At 59.3% G+C, this 16,945-nt stretch carries 15 protein-coding genes; 6 read left to right on the top strand and 9 right to left on the bottom strand.

What is annotated here, in order from left to right; all coding sequences use genetic code 11:
* Window positions 1-94 precede the first annotated feature (94 nt).
* From K349_RS19890 to ychF, 5 genes are read right to left on the bottom strand one after another with little or no spacing between them, the layout of a single operon-like run.
* Window positions 95-1,291, bottom strand: a complete 1,197-nt coding sequence (locus K349_RS19890; RefSeq protein WP_029165649.1) for an A/G-specific adenine glycosylase — start codon at window positions 1,289-1,291, stop codon at window positions 95-97.
* 21 nt (window positions 1,292-1,312) lie between these two features.
* Window positions 1,313-2,476, bottom strand: a complete 1,164-nt coding sequence (locus K349_RS0109875) for a hypothetical protein (RefSeq protein ID WP_157367357.1) — start codon at window positions 2,474-2,476, stop codon at window positions 1,313-1,315.
* Window positions 2,477-2,500: 24 nt separating this feature from the next.
* Window positions 2,501-3,322, bottom strand: coding sequence for a M55 family metallopeptidase (locus K349_RS0109880; protein WP_029165651.1), 822 nt, complete (start codon window positions 3,320-3,322; stop codon window positions 2,501-2,503).
* A 6-nt stretch (window positions 3,323-3,328) separates the two neighbouring features.
* Window positions 3,329-4,354 carry an oxidoreductase gene (locus K349_RS18085; RefSeq protein WP_245588027.1) on the bottom strand — a complete coding sequence of 342 codons (1,026 nt, stop codon included), beginning with the start codon at window positions 4,352-4,354 and terminating at the stop codon, window positions 3,329-3,331.
* 46 nt (window positions 4,355-4,400) lie between these two features.
* Window positions 4,401-5,495 (bottom strand): redox-regulated ATPase YchF, encoded by a 1,095-nt coding sequence (ychF, locus tag K349_RS0109890; RefSeq protein WP_084460354.1) that lies wholly within the window; start codon window positions 5,493-5,495, stop codon window positions 4,401-4,403.
* A 156-nt stretch (window positions 5,496-5,651) separates the two neighbouring features.
* Between ychF and K349_RS0109895 the strand changes: the two genes are divergently transcribed.
* Entirely contained in the window at window positions 5,652-6,329 is a 678-nt protein-coding gene (locus tag K349_RS0109895; protein WP_029165654.1) for a class II glutamine amidotransferase domain-containing protein, read from the top strand.
* Here the strand turns inward: K349_RS0109895 and K349_RS0109900 are convergent.
* Window positions 6,281-6,763 (bottom strand): hypothetical protein, encoded by a 483-nt coding sequence (locus tag K349_RS0109900; protein WP_029165655.1) that lies wholly within the window; start codon window positions 6,761-6,763, stop codon window positions 6,281-6,283. The genes K349_RS0109895 and K349_RS0109900 overlap by 49 nt on opposite strands.
* Window positions 6,764-7,096: 333 nt before the next feature.
* Here K349_RS0109900 and K349_RS0109905 point away from each other — a divergent pair, with 333 nt between their 5' ends.
* On the top strand, window positions 7,097-7,699 hold the full coding sequence (locus K349_RS0109905; RefSeq protein ID WP_029165656.1) for a transglycosylase SLT domain-containing protein: 603 nt from the start codon (window positions 7,097-7,099) through the stop codon (window positions 7,697-7,699).
* Between the two features lie 169 nt (window positions 7,700-7,868).
* Here the strand turns inward: K349_RS0109905 and K349_RS0109910 are convergent, their stop codons facing one another.
* The 3 genes from K349_RS0109910 to K349_RS0109920 form a co-directional block, all read right to left on the bottom strand.
* A complete protein-coding gene (locus K349_RS0109910; protein WP_029165657.1) occupies window positions 7,869-8,366 on the bottom strand; it encodes a TlpA family protein disulfide reductase in 498 nt (165 codons plus the stop codon).
* Window positions 8,367-8,398: 32 nt separating this feature from the next.
* Window positions 8,399-9,148 (bottom strand): 2,3-diphosphoglycerate-dependent phosphoglycerate mutase, encoded by a 750-nt coding sequence (gene gpmA / locus K349_RS0109915; protein WP_029165658.1) that lies wholly within the window; start codon window positions 9,146-9,148, stop codon window positions 8,399-8,401.
* A 162-nt stretch (window positions 9,149-9,310) separates the two neighbouring features.
* Window positions 9,311-10,294: a 2-hydroxyacid dehydrogenase gene (locus K349_RS0109920; RefSeq protein ID WP_029165659.1), complete on the bottom strand. Its 984-nt coding sequence runs from the start codon at window positions 10,292-10,294 to the stop codon at window positions 9,311-9,313.
* 222 nt (window positions 10,295-10,516) lie between these two features.
* On the opposite strand from K349_RS0109920, the gene K349_RS0109925 reads away from it, so the two are divergent.
* From K349_RS0109925 to K349_RS0109945, 4 genes are all read left to right on the top strand, one after another.
* Window positions 10,517-11,578: a class I fructose-bisphosphate aldolase gene (locus tag K349_RS0109925; RefSeq protein ID WP_029165660.1), complete on the top strand. Its 1,062-nt coding sequence runs from the start codon at window positions 10,517-10,519 to the stop codon at window positions 11,576-11,578.
* Window positions 11,579-11,696: 118 nt separating this feature from the next.
* On the top strand, window positions 11,697-12,311 hold the full coding sequence (locus K349_RS0109935) for a metallophosphoesterase (protein ID WP_029165661.1): 615 nt from the start codon (window positions 11,697-11,699) through the stop codon (window positions 12,309-12,311).
* A gap of 199 nt (window positions 12,312-12,510) precedes the next feature.
* Window positions 12,511-13,236: a gamma-glutamyl-gamma-aminobutyrate hydrolase family protein gene (locus K349_RS0109940; protein WP_029165662.1), complete on the top strand. Its 726-nt coding sequence runs from the start codon at window positions 12,511-12,513 to the stop codon at window positions 13,234-13,236.
* Between the two features lie 773 nt (window positions 13,237-14,009).
* On the top strand, window positions 14,010-16,802 hold the full coding sequence (locus K349_RS0109945; protein WP_157367358.1) for a coiled-coil domain-containing protein: 2,793 nt from the start codon (window positions 14,010-14,012) through the stop codon (window positions 16,800-16,802).
* Window positions 16,803-16,945: the final 143 nt, after the last annotated feature.

Below are 16,945 nucleotides of genomic sequence, written 5' to 3' on the forward strand. Positions count from 1 at the left end.
ATTTTTTTCATCAAGCGACGGGCCTCCGGGTTCGACATGGTTTCGAAGCAGCATCGTCACTTGTCCGCACTCTTGTTACACAGCATGACAACAACTACGAGCCAGCGTCATCCTCCCCCTCGGCCGTCTCGAAAAAGACCCCTTTCTCCCGGAGAATCCGCACAGCCTTTCTGCTCCCACCGGTCAAAGGGTAGTCCCCAAGGGCCTTGGGAGAAACCCAGGCACCCTCGCTCGCGGCATGCGAGCGGAGCCCCGCGGGCACTTCCCCATCGAAGAAGGCCTCTTGCCCGGGAGCGCTCGGGGGGAGGCAGAGATAGACGCGGAGAGAAACGCGGAAGGTGGTGTATCCGTGCGACACCTTGCAGAGCAACGGTCCCGGAAGTATCTCGACCCCGAGTTCCTCCCGCATTTCCCGCACAAGCGCTTCCTCGGGGCGTTCTCCTTCCTCAACTTTTCCGCCGGGAAATTCCCAGAGCCCTCCCAGAAGTCCTCCAAGAGGACGGCGCCTGAGAAACACCGTACCGTCGGAGCGTCGAAGCATCCCCGCCACCACGGAAAGGGATACGGAGGCACGCTTTTCGGGAAGAACGGGACGCAGCAACACGGTTCCTGCCTTCAGAGCCGCGCAGGATTTCCGGAGGGGACAGGCGTCGCATCCGGGTGTTCTGGGGGTACACAGAAGAGCGCCGAATTCCATAAGTCCCTGGGTGAAATCCCGCGCCTTTCCCTCGGGTATCATGCACCGCATCGCCGCGAGAAGGCATTCCCGGCCCTTACGGCTCCGCACGCTCTCCCGACAGTCCAAAAGGCGAGCGAGAACCCGCTCCCCGTTGGCGTCCAGCGCGGGTTCGGGGATGTTCCACGCGATGGCGAGAATCGCTCCCGCCGTGTAGGAGCCGATCCCGGGGAGACTGCGAAGCTCCGGTGCCGTACGGGGAACGCTTCCTCCGTGACGCTCCACAATACAGCGCGCCGTCCGGAGAAGATTGCGCGCCCTGCTGTAATACCCCAGTCCCTCCCACAGCTTCAGGACATCTTCCTCGTCCGCCCTGGCGAGATCCGCCACGGTGGGGAAACGGGCAATCCACCGCAGAAAATAGGCAACACCCCGTTCCATCTGGGTCTGCTGAAGCATGACCTCCGAGACGAGAATTTCGTAGGGATCATAGGACCTCCGCCAGGGAAGATCCCTATGGTATGCGGAAAACCATTCCACAAGAATGTTTCCGAGTTCGGCAAAAGGCACCTCCGTCCGGAGGGGAAACGGACCGCATTGTTCCGCGACATTCATTCCGGCTGATCCTACTCCAGATCAACGCACGGGAAGAACGCGCACATCTTCGAGCACCACCCGACTCGCCGGAGCGATGCGCAGCGCGGCCCCGCCCTCCAGAGAGTGATCGTCGAGAAAATCGAGAACCCGCACGCCGTCCACCAGAATTGTATGCTGCCTTCCTGAGACGCGAAGGGAAATCTCGTGGGTTCCCCATCCCCGGAAACCCGGAATGCGGGACACAAGCTGCCCAAGGGGGACGGCGCGAAAAACACCCGTTCCTCCGCCGTCCTCTTTCCCCCGGTGAAGCTTCCGCACCAGAAGATATCCCAGGGAATCACGCATTTTCGACGGAACCTGCGTGCTCTCCGACGCATCCACGATACCCCTCCGTCCGGGGTCGAAGACGAGCACATACCCTTCTCCGAAGCGTTCGGGCATAAAATCACCTTTCAACCGGTAGTAAAGCCCAAGAGAACCGGACCCCTGCAACGTCGCCCGAACAACTACCTCGTAATTCGCGGGCCATCCCCCCGTTCCGGGATCCCGCCAGAAAAAGAGCGGACGGCCTCCGGAGCTCTTCGCCATTCCCGATCCCACGGGATTGAAGACGCTCAGAACACCTCCGACCTCTTTCCGGATCACCAGGGGTGGAAGCGCGTCACGACCACCCCAGAAAAGATCCGGCCAGACCGCACGTCCCTGGAACAGAAGGGGCTCCATCGCGACACTGCCGTTCTCCGAAGCCAGCATTGTCTTGCCGAAAAAAGGGACAAAGAGTTCCTCCATCGTGCCGTTGTAGGGAACGGAAAAAGCCGCATCGCCATACAAATCGCCTTCTCGTGCCCATCCTGCGAGTTTTTTCCGCACCTCTTTGGGAACGTGGGCGAGATCCGCCCAAAATCCCCGAAGGAAACCGCCCCCGTCGGTGACCATCCCGTATCGAGCGCCCCCCATGGCGGATACGGCATGGGACAGTTCTTCCAGAGAGGTCGGCGTACTTCCGTACTTGAGGAAAAAGCGCTCCGCTTCGGTACCCAGCCGATGCAGATCCTCGACGATTCTCCCCGCCCTGGCGCCTGTGCCCAGGCTGGCCATTCCCACGAACAGCGTGCCGAGAACAATCAACAGGACAGCTATCTTCAACAACACGTTCGCTACAATATTCCCGCAGCGCCATCCCAGGTTATTTCGCCACACCACGCGATCCCTCCTCGGCATCCGGGTTCAGGCCGATTCGGCGAGATTCACGGCGGAACGGAACCAGCGATAGAGTTCGAGCATATCCTCGTTCTCCGCCATCAATCCTCTTCCGGAAAATCTCCTGCTCCCGGGCACGATGCAGGCGGCGTCACATTGGGAGGAACGACTGAATTCCAACTCCATGCGATACGGAGACTGGAGCGGAAAAAGAGGCGCCTTGCCCGAAAGCGCCCGCTCCATGGCGCGACGGGTCGCCTCGCGCAGTAGAGCTTCCGTCCTTTCCGGCGGCAGAAGCCGGGCTGCGGAGGCGCTTCGTCCTTCCTTGATGGCGCAGGTGACAAGCTCCTCGCCGAGGAGGCTCTCCGCCTCCAGACACACCGCCTGATCCCCCGTGACAAGCGCCACGGGGACACCGAGAAAACCGCATACCGCCGCGTTGATTCCCGTTTCTCCCACGCAACGCCCGTTGAGGCGCACGTCATGAACGATCCGGGACATAGTGTGGTCCGTCACAGCCTTCTCCGTTCCCGCCATGGCGTGGTAGCACACGAAAAAGGCCACCTGACACTCGTCCACTCCCTCGACCATGCTCAATACCTTCTGCGAGCCGCTGCAGAGTTCCACCGACGTCGGAAATCCCGTGGAGTCGAGATTGTTCATGTTCTCGTGCGCGTCGTTCACGAGAATGCGTGTGGCGCCCGCCTCAAGAGCGGCATGCACCACGGCGAGCAGATCGTGGCGCTGCATGGCCCTTCCGAACGCGTACCCCGCGCTGCCCGGTTCCACCTGGTCAAATCCGACGACCCCCGTGGCCCCCTCCATGTCGCAGCTGATGTAGACATGCATGATACGTTACTCCTTCCAGGTTCTCAGAAAATAGGGATCTGCGAAAAGCGGACGACCGAGACCGACGAGGTCACACACACCCTCTCTCAGGAGCCGTTCCGCCGTTTCCCGGCGCCGAATCCCTCCCGTACAGACGACGAGAGCCCTCCCCTTGCGTTCGCTCACCGCCGCCGCATACGGAGCAAAATAGGCTTCCCCAGGTCCGTCGTAGCCACAGAGATTTCCCGACAGATCCAGAATGTCCACACCAAGAGCGACAAGTTCCCGAGCGACCCATAGGGCTTCTTCCACGTCGAGTCCTCCTCTGGAAGGCGCTCCGGGCAAAACATCCGCCATGCCGAGCCGAACCGAGAGAACCGCCTCGTCACCGATCAAGTCTCGAAGAGCATCCGCCACATCGAGCAGAAGACGCGCACGATTTCGCACATTGCCCCCGTACTGATCCGTCCTTCTGTTCGTAAGCGGGCTCAGGAATTGCCCAAGAAAATAGCCGTGGGCCGCATGGATCTCAACTCCACGGTAGCCTGCGGCAAGTCCTCGAAGCGCCGCAGCCGCATAGGACGCGACGAAAGCGGAAAGTTCCTCCCGGGAAAGCTCCCGGGGCACCACACCGAATTCATCCGAGGGATGCGGAACCGCCGACGGCCCAACGGGAACGAATCCGGGACGTTTGAGAAGCTCCGCGTCGCGGAGGAGTCCTCCCGAATGATTGAGTTGTACCAGAACGGGAACGTTCGCCTCGGAAAAGAGCGCGGTGAGTTTCCGGTGGGACTCCACCAACTCGTCCCGATCCAGCATGTACTGCGTGCGGCGGACCCTTCCGTCCGGACGGATCGCGTGATGTTCCATCACCACAAGCCCAACGCCTCCCGAAGCGAGAGCGCCGTACCGCCTCAGCGCGGCCTCCGTGGGGCGCCCTTCCTCGTCGGCGGTTCCCGTCGCCGTGGGAGCGGCGACGATACGATTCGCCATCCTCACCCCGCGAACTTCCAGGGGAGTCCAGAGCATGCCATCGCTTCTTTTTTCCGTCACTTCGGATCCTCCTCTCCGCCACCCCTGGAAAGGGCGGCACGCAGTCTCAAACGTTGAAACGGATTTCGATCATGTCACCATCAGCGACAAGGTAGTCGCGACCTTCAAGACGGAGCACTCCCGCCTCCCGGCACCGGGGAAGAGATTCCCCGTGGGCACAGAAATCCTCGTAGGAGACAACCTGAGCGCGGATGAACCCCCTCGCCAGATCGGAATGAATCGTGCCCGCCGCAGCGAGTGCCGTGTCGCCTTTCCGGAGAGTCCAGGCCTTCACCTCGTCCGAGCCGGTGGTAAAAAAGGAAATGAGTCCCAGGAGTCCATAGGCCCTGGCGATAAGACGATTCCGCCCGGATTCGACAACACCCAGATCCTTCATGAACTCCTCCTGTTCCTCCGGAGCGAGATCGGCCATATCCATCTCCATGCGCCCATAGATGCGGACAAGTCCGAGCCCGCGCTCCGAAACGAGTTTCTCCATGTCCTTCCAGCCGGGAATCCGGGTCTCGTCCGTCTGGGTTTCGTCCAGATTCAGCACCACAAGCTCCGGCTTGCGCGTCACGAAGGCAAAACCGCGGACGCTCCGTTCTTCCTCGGGCGAAAAAGCGAGTTCCCGCAAGGGGCGTTCTTCCATCAGATGGGCCTGGCAGCGCTCAAGGAGCACCTTCTCCTGTTCCTCCTCGGGCAGGAGGCGTTTCTTCGCTCCGAGGCGGGAAAGACGGTTTTCGATGACACCCAGATCCCGGAAGATGAGTTCCATCTCCACAATCTGCCAGTCCCGCAGGGGATCCACGCTTTCTTCCGGATGGGGGACATCGGGGTTGTCAAAACAGCGTACCACGTGCACAAGGGCATCCGCGTCGCCCACGAAGGAAAGAAAAGCGTTGCCGAGCCCGGCGCCTTTTCCGGCTCCGCGGGACAGCCCCGCGAGATCCACGAACTCCATAACAGCAGGCGACACCTTTTTCGGTTGAAAAAGGTGAACAAGCCGGTCGAACCGCTCATCCGGAACAGCCACCATCGCCCGGTTGGGGTCCGTCTTGCCCCCCGCGTAGGCTTTTACCTCAGCACCTGCTCTCGTAATGACATTGAAAACCGTTGTTTTCCCAGAAAGGGGAAGACCAACAATGCCGCATCGCAGCATGATCACATCGCTCCTCGTCTTCTCGATTCCGGCTGGAAAAATACCGCCGGAACACAGCATATCACAATCTCCGGATCCCGCCGGTCCCAAATCGGCCCTTTTCTGCTACACTTTCCCCGTTTGGTCGACGAAAGCCCTGTGGAGGTGACATGCGCCATGTGCAGAATGCTCCTAGCAAACAGGAACGGAATCTTCCGACTCCGGAAGATCCTCGCGGACATTCCGGGTTGCAGCTCACTGCGGGAATACCTTGAGGCGCTGGAGCTGCGGGATGGAGGAAACGGCAACGGCTACGCCCTCCTCGGCGAAGACGGGGAAGTGCGTATGGCAAAAGGCGTTTCTCTCTCCCCCGCCGAAGCAGCCCGAGCAATGGAGACGGAGCAGTACGCATGGGTTCTCTTTCACAGCAGGGAAGCCAGCGAGGGTTCCATCTCCGACCGCAATTGCCATCCCTTTTCCGTGGAAGGGCGACACTCCGCCACCGGCAAGGCAACGTCCCGGCTCGTCTTCGCGGCGAACGGCAACGAGGCGGCCCTTGCGCCCCTCGCACGGGCCTGGGGCGACATCACCGACAGCGAATTCATCGGTCGCATGGTGGTGGACATGGGACTCCCTCTGATGGAGACGCTCTGTTGCTTCGAGTCTAATTTCTTCGGCTTCGCCGACGGTGTTCCTTTCGTGAAGAAGGGCAACCGGGACATGCTCCTCTTCCGCGACGAAGACGCTCTGGTCTTCGCCAGTGACTTTCCCTTCGCGATGAAAGGGTTGATGAAACCGCCACAGAACTATTGCTGGACCTTTCCCGAGGATCCGACGATGTGTTGCAAACCCTGAAGATCGATTTCCTTCGCAAGCCGCTCCACATCGGCGCTGGTGATCCCTTCGTAAACGAAGAGCACCAGCGCATCCCATTCCTCCTGGGAGGACTCCGGCTTTTCGCCTCCGAGAAGAACGGCCAGCGCCCCCGCCGAATTGCCCTTTTCCTGGCGGATTATCGCCGGAAAGCCTCCGAAAGAACATCGCTCCATACGCACCGTGTCGCTCTCCATGAGAAGCATCCCCGGAACCATGCCTCCGAGATAGGACGCAACTCCTCCACCGATCATGATGCGTATTTCGAGGAGTGCCTTCTCTTTGGTGTAGCTTCTGGAGAGGACGCCTCCTCTTGCGTCCTCATCGAGAAACAGCTCCACCACGTCCCCTTCCCAACCGGGAAACTCCCGCAGAAACGGTGTGAGGGGCTGAAAATCCTCCTCACCGAGACGCACTTCTCCAAAAGAAACACATGGTACAGCGCTGTAGAAACACGCAATACATAAAAAAACAGAAAAAACCAAAAGAGTAAGATTTTTTTGCATGATTATCACGTCTCCACGTCAAGACAGCTTTCAAATCCGATGTTGCCTTGCTTTGACAAAAGCAAACCACGCTTCTCCCTCCGACGCTTCCGTAATCCTACGGGTTGCCAGAGAGAAAAAATCCCCTTACCATATATATATATATTTCCGCCAGCTGAAGAGGCTGGCGTCTTTTTTCGGGCGAAAAGGAGGAACGACAACGAAACCACCCCAACCTATCTTGTACGCAAAGGATTGATGACGATGACACGAAGAGCCGGGTGCATTTTCTCCGCCTCGTTCGCGGCGTTTCTTCTGTTTTTGTTTGTTTGGACCCTTCCCGCATCGGCGCAGGAGCAGTTCTTCAACAGAAACCCCGACTTCCTCTACATGCAGAGCTTGGGCGACGGCAAGTGCAATCCGAAAACGGCAACGACCATCGCGAGATTTCTGCGAGAGCACAATGGGCGCCTCTCCGGACAGACCGCGGAACGTTATGCGAAACTCATCACCGATGCCGCCAAGGATTTCGGCGTGGATCCTGTCCTCGTGGCAGCCATCGTCGTCAAGGAATCGACCGCACGGGCGAACACCTCCGCTCACGGATGTTACGGTCTCATGCAAATCAAGTGGTCCGCCCATCGCAAGAGCATCGCGAGAGCTTTCCCGCATATCAAAACCCTCAAGGACCTCATGGTTCCGGAAAACAACATCCGCGTAGGCACCTACTTCCTGGCAAATCACATTCGTCGGTACAACGGAGATATCGACAGAGCCCTCGACCGGTACAAGGGACGGGCGAACGCGAAGTACAAGCGGACACTCCTTCAATTTTATACGAGAATGATGAAGTCCTACCGGAGCTGACTCTCAACAACACCCAACAAGAGTCGATATTGGGACGGGCTTCCCCTCCCGTATTCTTTTAGAGAGCAAGAAAACACCCGTGCGGCGGAGAGGAGTTTCCTCTCCGCCGCACGGGTGTTTTCTTCTCCGCCGGAAATTGCGCTCTTTTTTCCCCTATTTTTCTTTCTTTTTACTCCAACAACTCATCCAAAACCTTGCGTATCTCCTCCGTTGCCACGAGTCCGGAATAACTCCGGGCAACGTTGCCTTCTTTGTCGAAGATCACGGAAAAGGGAACGCCCCGCACGCCAAAGGCGTCGAAGAAACCCGGTTTCCCATCGGTGTAGACAGGAATGTTCGTCACTTCCCAGGATTCCACGGTTTTCTCCAGCGGCTCATGAGGTGTCCATCCCGGCGCGAGGGCGAGCATCAGAGCACCTTTCTCTTCGTACTCTTTCGCGACGTGATTCAGCTCCGTCAGCTCGGTCTTGCAATAGGGACAGCTTGGGGTGAAGAAGACAAGGAGCACGGGCTTTCCCAACAGCGTGTCCGTGGCAAGCACTTCAGGCCCTTTGAGTGCGGCCAGTTCATATCCTCCCAGCCGCTGCCCCTCCGTCGCTCCCGCAGGAAACGTGAACAAGAGCAGAAGAAGGAACAACGGAAGCACGCTCTTCAATCGCTTCGCCATCGAATCGCTTCCTTTCCCCTATTTCTTGGTGATCAACGGGCCTTGCCCTGGTTCGCCACCGCAGCCGCGGCTTTCGCCACTGCTTCGGGATCTCCGAGATAGAAATGTCCGAGGGGCTTCAGTTCATCATCCAGTTCGTACACCAGGGGAATTCCCGTGGGAATGTTGAGTCCCACAATCTCCTCGTCGTCCACATGGTCGAGATACTTCACCAGAGCACGAAGGCTGTTGCCATGGGCGGCGATCAAAAGACGGTTTCCCTTCCTGATCTCCGGAGCAATGACATCCTTCCAGTAGGGAACGACGCGCGCCACCGTGTCCTTCAGGGACTCCGCAGAGGGCAGCTCCTCCCGGGACAGGGCTGCGTACCGGGGGTCCTTTCCGGGGAAACGAGGATCCTCCGCGTCGAGCTCCGGAGGGCGTACCGAGTAGCTGCGCCGCCATTGAAGAACCTGGTCCTCACCGTATTGCGCAGCCATTTCGGCTTTGTTGAGCCCCTGAAGGGCTCCGTAGTGACGCTCGTTGAGACGCCAGGAGCGAGTGACGGGGATCCACATGAGATCCATTTCGTCCAAGACTATCCATAAAGTACGAATCGCCCTCTTGAGCACCGAGGTGTACGCCGCATCGAAGACGAAGCCTTCCCGCTTTAGAAGACGCCCCGCCTCGTGAGCCTCTTCCACCCCTCTTGGGGAAAGATCCACGTCGGTCCACCCGGTGAAACGGTTCTCCTTGTTCCACTCGCTTTCTCCGTGTCGTAAAAAAACGATTTTGTAGGGCACGGACTTTCCTCCTCTCGATTCCTTTTGCACCTCGTACGAAAACGGACTATCCTGCATCGATTCCGGGGAGAACATAACAGAAATTCGACCCACCGGACTCCGCTATTTCCCTTACCAGACTCCTGAGCCTCTCACACATCCCCGCGCTGACGGAAAGAGAGGTCACAGGTACTCCTCTCTGTCCACCACGCCCTTCGGCGCCTCGCCTCGGAGGAAGCGAGCGATATTCGCAGCGGCGAAACGCGCCGCCACGGGATTTATTCCCTCCACCCTGTTCGCGTTGTGGGGCGAGCCGAGGAAATGAGGAAAACGGAAAAACGGGTAATTGACACGAAAACGCTTCCCCTCTTCAGGTTCGTTCCACCACGTGTCGATGCCCACCTTGAAGCGGGGATGGTCCCGCATGTGTTCGAAGAGGGCCTTCTCGGAAATGATGTCTCCGCGAGCGACGTTGACGAGAATCGCCTCGTCCTTCATCCACGAGAGTTCCCGGCTTCCCAGCAACCCCTTGGTGGCTCGCGTGAGAGGAATCGTCACGAAAAGCACGTCCGTGACACGGAGCATCGTCTCCAGATCTTCCAGAGAACCGAGAAAGTCCACCGGGACATCCGAGACACCACTGCGGTTGATCGCGTGAATTTTCATCCCCATGGGTCGCGCCAGAGCCGCGATGGCCTTGCCAATTCCCCCGAAACCGAGAATGCCGCATACGGAATTCCGGAACCAGAAGCTTTTCTCGGTGAAATCGTATTCACCCCTGGAAAGCTTGCCGTGGTTCCAGAAGAGAAGTTTTCCAAGCGCCAAGGCCATGCCGAGGGCGTGTTCCGCAAGAGGATCCGCCCAGGCACCTCCGTTGCTGCAAACGAGTGCTCCCTGCGGAAGCGCGGCGAAAGGGATGTTGTCCACTCCCGCGAGCATGGACTGCAGGAAGACGAGTGAATCCAGGCAAGCCAGCTCCTCCGGAGAGAGCTCTGCGGAAAGAAAGAAGGACAGTAGGATCTCAACTTCGCGGAGAACTGAGGCCCGCTCCCTGGAGGAAACGTCTTCCACGTAAAGTAACCGGGCGAGAGAACCGACTTCTTCCTCCAAAACTCTCCGCACCTCTCTCTGCGTGGGGAACGTCACGAAAATCGTCCGTTTTGACATGTCCGTTCACCTTCTTTCGTTCAGAAGTCTAGAGAGGATCTCTCCACGTCACAGTTCCTCTGAATTTCATGACGTCTCATTCTAGCACGGGCCACGGAAATTTCCGCACCATCGCTTTCTTCGTTGTATAATTGAACGGGCATGGAATAGCTCTCCAGAAAATCCGTCACGCCATCCTCAAGACGGAACGTGTGCCTTCAGAACAAGAAGGAGGTTGAGAACATGAGCATTACTATGAAGGATATCGAAGCGCTTCTCGGTTCCGAAGCGGAGTATCTCCTCGCCCATCGGTGCAACACGATCCCGAAGGAATCCCTCCATGTGCCGGGTCCCGATTTCGTGGACCGCATTTTCGCCGCCTCGGACAGACCCATTCCCGTCCTGCGCTCACTCCAGACACTCTTCAACTCCGGAAACCTCGCCGGAACGGGCTATCTGTCGATTCTTCCCGTGGACCAGGGCATTGAACATTCCGCCGGCGCCAGCTTCGCCCCAAATCCCCTCTATTTCGATCCCGAGAACATCGTGCGCCTCGCCGTCGAGGCCGGCTGCAACGCCGTAGCCAGCACACTGGGTGTTCTGGGCATGGTCGCGAGAAAGTACGCGCACAAGATCCCCTTCGTCCTCAAGATCAACCATAACGAACTCCTTTCCTATCCGAACACCCACGACCAGATTCTTTTCGCCTCGGTGGAACAGGCCTGGAACATGGGAGCCGTCGCGGTGGGCGCCACGGTCTATTTCGGCAGCCCCGAGTCGAACCGCCAGATCCAGGAGATCTCCCAGGCCTTCGAACGAGCCCACGAGCTGGGTATGGCAACCATTCTCTGGTGCTATCTGCGCAACGAGGCATTCAAAACGAAGGAGACGGACTACCACCTCGCGGCGGATCTCACGGGACAGGCAAACCACCTGGGCGTGACCATCGCCGCGGACATCATCAAACAGAAGCTCCCCGAAAACAACGGCGGGTACACGGCGCTGAAATTCGGCAAGACATCGAGTGCCGTCTACGACAAACTCTCGAGTTCCCATCCCGTGGACCTTCTCCGTTACCAGGTTGCAAACTGCTACATGGGCCGTGCGGGGCTCATCAGCTCCGGCGGCGCTGCAGGGCAGAACGACTTCGCCGAGGCGGTGAGGACGGCGGTGATCAATAAGCGCGGCGGCGGCATGGGACTCATCCTGGGGCGCAAGGCCTTCCAAAAGCCCTTCGACGAGGGCGTGAAGCTCATCTCCGCCGTGCAGGACGTCTATCTGGAAAAGGAGATCACCGTGGCCTGATGTTCCCGGCGTGGCACAACGAGGGCAATTCCACGGGTGGAGGAGCGGAAAGTCCTGCGTTCCTCCACCTTTTTCCGACCGTTTTCCGCAAGCCCTCTCCTTCGGAAGGGGACATCCCATGACACCTCTCGCCGAAAACATGGAGCGTCTTCTTCGTTTTCTCCGCCTCGTCCGCAAGGTGCCACTCCCGCAAGGCGCGCTCCTCCACATCTCCGACACACCCTCCACCATGTACGGCCATCTGCGACGTCTTCTGGGCAGACTCTCCCCCTCGTGGATCGTCCACACGGGTGACCTGGCGGACGACGTGAAACTCGAGCGGAGCCCCTGCTGTCTTGATCTGTACGAAAAGAGGGTCCGCATGCTTCTGAAACTCCTGGAGGGAACCACGGCTACAGAGGTCTATCTCGTTCTCGGGAACCACGACGACGAAAGGACCTTGCAAAAATTCGCCTCCCGGAGCATCATCGTCCGGGGATGCACGGACATCTTTCCGGAGGGACGACACATTCGCATCGCCCATCGGAGCGAAGAACTCCTCCACAACCCCGCGCCGATCAATCTCTTCGGGCACGACGTCTCCCTGGAGGGAGGATTCCGAGAGGACAAGCTCTTCCTCAACGGAATCGAATTCATGCACCTCCTGGACCTGCACAAGAAGGAAATCTACTACCTCGACTACCCCTTCGGCACCGACGACGCAAGGCTGCTGCGCCGCCGATTCCGTGGATGACAGATCAACGGAGCGAAAGCCCGCGACGACGCGAACGACGCATCGGAAATAGAAAACGACTGGAGGCACGAACATTCATGAGAGGGACTTCACTGAAACAGAAAAAACCGCCGCGCCGCACAAGCACCGAGCTTCCGGCTGCCGCAACGAACACGAGGAGTTTTCCACCCCTTTTCGTATCGAGGATGATGCAGCCATCATGAAGAAACCGCTCATCGCCATACTCGGTGATTTCGCTCTCGATGCGAGGGGAAGAGAACGATGCGATCTCTCCCAGCGTTATGTCCAGGCCGTCGAGAAAGGGGGCGGTGTTCCCCTTGTGCTGCCTCTTCTGTCAAACCTGGAGGATCTGTCGGCTCAGGCCGAATCGGCCGCGGGGTTTCTTCTGCCCGGCGGTGACGACGTACATCCCTCGCTCTACGGGGAAGAGCCATCCCTTGGTCTCGGCGCGGTCCATCCTCATCTGGACCATTTCCACATGAAGGCCGCGCATCTCGCGCTGGCCACGGGACGTCCCCTTCTTGCCATCTGCCGGGGCATCCAGGTTCTCAACGTCGCCCTGGGGGGCACGCTCTGGCAGGATCTTCCCTCAAGGCCGGAACCGACACTGCAACATTCCCAGAAATCCTTCCGTTTCGTCGCTACCCACGGTGTCACCACCCTGGAGGGATCCCTGATCCGGCGTCTTCTCGGAGCGACCTTCCTCGTCAACAGCTTCCACCACCAGGCCATTCGAGTTCCCGGAAAGGACGTGCTGGTCACGGCTTCCGCACCGGACGGTATTCCCGAGTGCGTGGAGGTCCAGGGGCATCCCTTCGCCCTGGGGGTGCAATGGCATCCCGAGGAAATGCTCACCGCGGGAGACGACATGCTCCCCCTTTTCACAGGCTTGGTGGAGACAGCGCGACACGTCGCAAAAAACTGACCCTTCCACACCATCCTGCACGAGACACGAAAGCTCTCACCCGAAGATCCGCGTCACACGCCTTCGGGTGAGGGCTTTTTCGCCCTTTGCCGGCACACTCCCGACGCACCCGCCATCGTTTCCGTTCCCCGACGGAAGGAAACCCGCTCTTTCGGAACACGGCCACGTCTCACGCTTCAAATCGTCGCATCAAGTTGTGCAAAAGGGTTTTCATGGTGTTTGGCGGTCGTCTGCGGCGATGAGCCACACTTTTCCAAGAGTGCCTTTTTGTGTTCGATCAACAGGTCCCTGCCCGAGGTAGCGACTGGAAAAAGCGAGAACCCTGCCACTTCCTCCCTTGCCTCGGATCCGACCTTGCGGGATAATCACGGTAGTGAATCGACGGAAAAGCGTGCAAAAGGCATGCTCCCTCTTCAACGCACGTGATGCCGGGGGCGGATCATCCTTATGTCATCCAGGAAAGGCGGTGCCCATCCATGGCAAGAACGATTTTCGAAACTCCCGAAAACCCATTTCCGCAGAACGGAAGAAGGGACGTTTCTCCGCACTCCCGGACAGGCCGCACCGAAGGAGCACGAGACGCCTCTTACGAGAAGAGCGCCCTGGAGCGTGCCGGCCTTTACGAAGGAACCTCTTCCCGACAATGGAACCACCATCCTGGGAAACATCCTCCTCTCCACTGGCCCCTGTTCCTGTTTTTTTTCGTTCTTTTTTCCCTCACCTTCCTTGGTTGTGTCTCTTTCGCCGACACGGCAACGGAGAATACCCCCGTCATGCCCGAAGACGACCTTCCGGCGCTGGAACTCGACGGACAAGAAACGATCTCCGAAGAAGCGGAACAGATAGCGGCACTGCTCCATGATCTCGGCGTCGATCAGGTGGCCACGGAGATTCTCCGGCAAACCCCCTCGGAAAAACTTCAGGAATTCCTGAACGTCTACTCGGAACTCGTCCGTGTCCGGGAGAGCGCGGAAAAACATTTCGAAGAAGTGTCGGGTGAAAAACCCGATCCCCGTCCCCTCACGGGATTGCCCCCCCTTACGGGAGATCCCCGCTTCGACGCTTCCCAGGGGAAGCTCTTTCTGACGGAGGCGGAACAACAGCGCGTCAAGATCCGACAGGCCCTCGAGTTTCTCAAGAAAGCCCCGCTGCACGAGACAGGCTTCGACGCGGAGGCGGAACGGAGGCTCTATCGCGTCCGTTTCGAACGCGCTCACTGGAAGCTCGTCCAGGATGCAGCTCCACGGATACGAGCAACCTTCGCCTCCCTGAACATACCGCTTCCCGAGGACCTCTCCCGAAGGGAAAACGATGCGGCGGCACGCATCGCAGCACTCTTCCGGGAAGAGGCTCAAATCCTGCGAAATTTCCGCGAGGGAGAGCCGGCGGGGACGGCCACGTCGGCGCTCCCTTCATTGACCCCGTCGGAATCTGTTTCGGAATTGCCCGTCCTGCCTCCTCTTCCTGAAGAGCCGGATTTTTCTCCGGCTTCCGCGTCCCGCACAGTCCTGCTGGAAAGATTGGATTCCGGAGAACCCGCCGTTCCCGGTATTCCCGTTCTCCTCCGGGCCGCTCTCGATCCGGAGGGCGGAGCACCTTCCGAAAGAGTGGTCTATCGTTTCGAATCCTCTCCGGCGGTTCCCTTCACCGTTTCGACGGAGGCAACACCGAACGAGGTAACCGCCATCTTCCCCGAGGCGGGAACCTATGCCATTCGCTGCACCGTCCTCGAACAGGGCGAGGATTCCCTCCACCCCCTGGGTACCTCCGAGGAGTTTCTTCTCAACGTGGAACCCCTGATGCTCTCTCTCTCCGCCCTCCCCGAAACACCTTATATTGGACAGGAAGTGACGGTAACGGCTCACATCTCCCCCTCCATTCCCGAGACGAAGCGGGCCATCCTCTGGGAAACGGAAGGTGTCGCGGCGGCGGGCAAGGACGAGGGCACGGTCTTTCTCTTCCGCGCGCTCAAGACCGGAGAAGCCACTCTCACCGCCCACCTCACCGCCGGAGACCTGGGGGGAACGCTCGCCTCCGCCTCCATGTCCCTGCAGATCCGCCCTTACGACGTAACAGTCGATCTTCTCGGCCCGGAAGAGCCCAGAGCCCGGATCTGGAAGCCCGGTGAGGGGCTCGTCCCTCTGGAGGAAGAACTCGCGGTCTTCGAAAAGATGCGGGTTCGCGCCCTCATTTCCCCCGATTTCGGTGGAGAGGTGCTTTTTTCCTGGGCCACAAACGAAGGCTCCTCCGTCGTGGGCGAACTCCACGGTGCGGAGACGGCTTTCTCCAGACACACCATCGGAGAGTGCGAGGTTCTCGTGACCGCAACCGATCGGGAGGGGACCGAACTCGGACAGGGGAGGGCCGTTTTCTCCGTCACCGTGGACGAAAAAACTCTCGAGGACGCCAAGAAACGTGCCGACGCAGCGAAAAAGCTCGACGAGGGGCTGGCTGCCTGGGCACGGGGCGAGGGAGCGGAAGCCGTCGCCCTGCTTCGCGAGGCCCACGAACTGGACCCGGAAAACATGGCTGCCGCGGCGGAACTCGCCCGGATCAGCGCGGAATTCGAGGAGCGACAGCGCGCTGCAGCGCTCCTGGTCGAAGGGGATGCTCTCGCCGCGGAAGGACGCATCGAGGAAGCTTTGGAACGATACGAAGCAAGCCGCATCATCCTGGCCAATCCCGAGACGGACGAAAAAATCGCGGCGCTGACAACACGCGTTCAGGAACAGCAGGAACGCCTGGAGCGTGCGAAGACACTTCGGCTCGAGGGCGAGGATCTGCTGCACAAAGAACAGATTTCTCAGGCCCTGGCAAAGTTCCGGGAGAGCTTTGCCGCTGCCTCCGACCCAGCGGTGGCGCAACAGATAGAAACTCTCGAGACACGCCTCTCCAAGGCCCGGGAGCTGATCGCCGAGGGAGTGACCCTGCAGAAAGCTCAATCCTACCCGGAGGCACTGGAGAAGTACCGGGAGAGCCTCACCTTCGTGAAAGACCCGAGGATCGCCGAGTACGCGCAAAAACTCGAGGAACTCCTCCGCAAGGAAGAAGAGCGGCAACGCAGGGAAGCGGAAGAGAAACGCCGCGCGGAAGAACAGGCCCGCCTCGCCGCGGCGAAAAAACTCCGCGAGGAGGGTGCGGCCCTGCAGAAGGCGGGAAAACTCGTAGAGGCCGTGGCAAAGTACCGGGAAAGTCTTCCCTTTCTGGCGGACCCGAAGCTTGAGGAGCACATCCGCATCCTCGAGGAACGTCTCCACCGCCTCGAAGCCCAGGAAGAGGCGAAACGACAGGAGGAGGAACGTCGCAAGGAAGAAGCCCGCCGCGCCGAGGAGGAAAGACGGCGCCTCGAAGAGGAGCGGAAGAACGAAGCGGCCCGCCTCGTTCGGGAGGGCGTGGAACTGCAGAAAGCAGAGCGTTACGAGGAGGCCATCATCCGTTTCCGGGAAAGCTTGTCCCTCGTCAGAGACCCTCGGGTGGAAGAACATGTGACGAAACTGGAAGCCTATGTGGCGGAACTGTCCAAGCGTATCACGCGCCCTGTCTCATCTCCCACGCCAGTGCCGTAACAGCGCACGGTACGGTGAAAACCGTTTCTCCCGGCACGAAAGGCATCCTCGACGAGAGAAAGGCGCTCTCCCAGTTCGAAGAAAGAGACGGAACACCTCAGACCGAAACAAGCACTCCGAAGACCGACCGAGGGAGGATACGT

Source organism: Aminiphilus circumscriptus DSM 16581 (assembly GCF_000526375.1).
GTDB lineage: Bacteria > Synergistota > Synergistia > Synergistales > Aminiphilaceae > Aminiphilus > Aminiphilus circumscriptus.

Bases quoted from the DNA above. Each gene is read 5' to 3' on its own strand.
- K349_RS19890 (WP_029165649.1), bottom strand. From the start codon at position 1,291: ATGAATGTCGCGGAACAATGCGGTCCGTTTCCCCTCCGGACGGAGGTG.
- K349_RS0109880 (WP_029165651.1), bottom strand. From the start codon at position 3,322: ATGCATGTCTACATCAGCTGCGACATGGAGGGGGCCACGGGGGTCGTC.
- ychF (WP_084460354.1), bottom strand. From the start codon at position 5,495: ATGCTGCGATGCGGCATTGTTGGTCTTCCCCTTTCTGGGAAAACAACG.
- K349_RS0109895 (WP_029165654.1), top strand. From the start codon at position 5,652: ATGTGCAGAATGCTCCTAGCAAACAGGAACGGAATCTTCCGACTCCGG.
- K349_RS0109905 (WP_029165656.1), top strand. From the start codon at position 7,097: ATGACACGAAGAGCCGGGTGCATTTTCTCCGCCTCGTTCGCGGCGTTT.
- K349_RS0109910 (WP_029165657.1), bottom strand. From the start codon at position 8,366: ATGGCGAAGCGATTGAAGAGCGTGCTTCCGTTGTTCCTTCTTCTGCTC.
- K349_RS0109920 (WP_029165659.1), bottom strand. From the start codon at position 10,294: ATGTCAAAACGGACGATTTTCGTGACGTTCCCCACGCAGAGAGAGGTG.
- K349_RS0109925 (WP_029165660.1), top strand. From the start codon at position 10,517: ATGAGCATTACTATGAAGGATATCGAAGCGCTTCTCGGTTCCGAAGCG.
- K349_RS0109935 (WP_029165661.1), top strand. From the start codon at position 11,697: ATGACACCTCTCGCCGAAAACATGGAGCGTCTTCTTCGTTTTCTCCGC.
- K349_RS0109940 (WP_029165662.1), top strand. From the start codon at position 12,511: ATGAAGAAACCGCTCATCGCCATACTCGGTGATTTCGCTCTCGATGCG.
- K349_RS0109945 (WP_157367358.1), top strand. From the start codon at position 14,010: ATGCCCGAAGACGACCTTCCGGCGCTGGAACTCGACGGACAAGAAACG.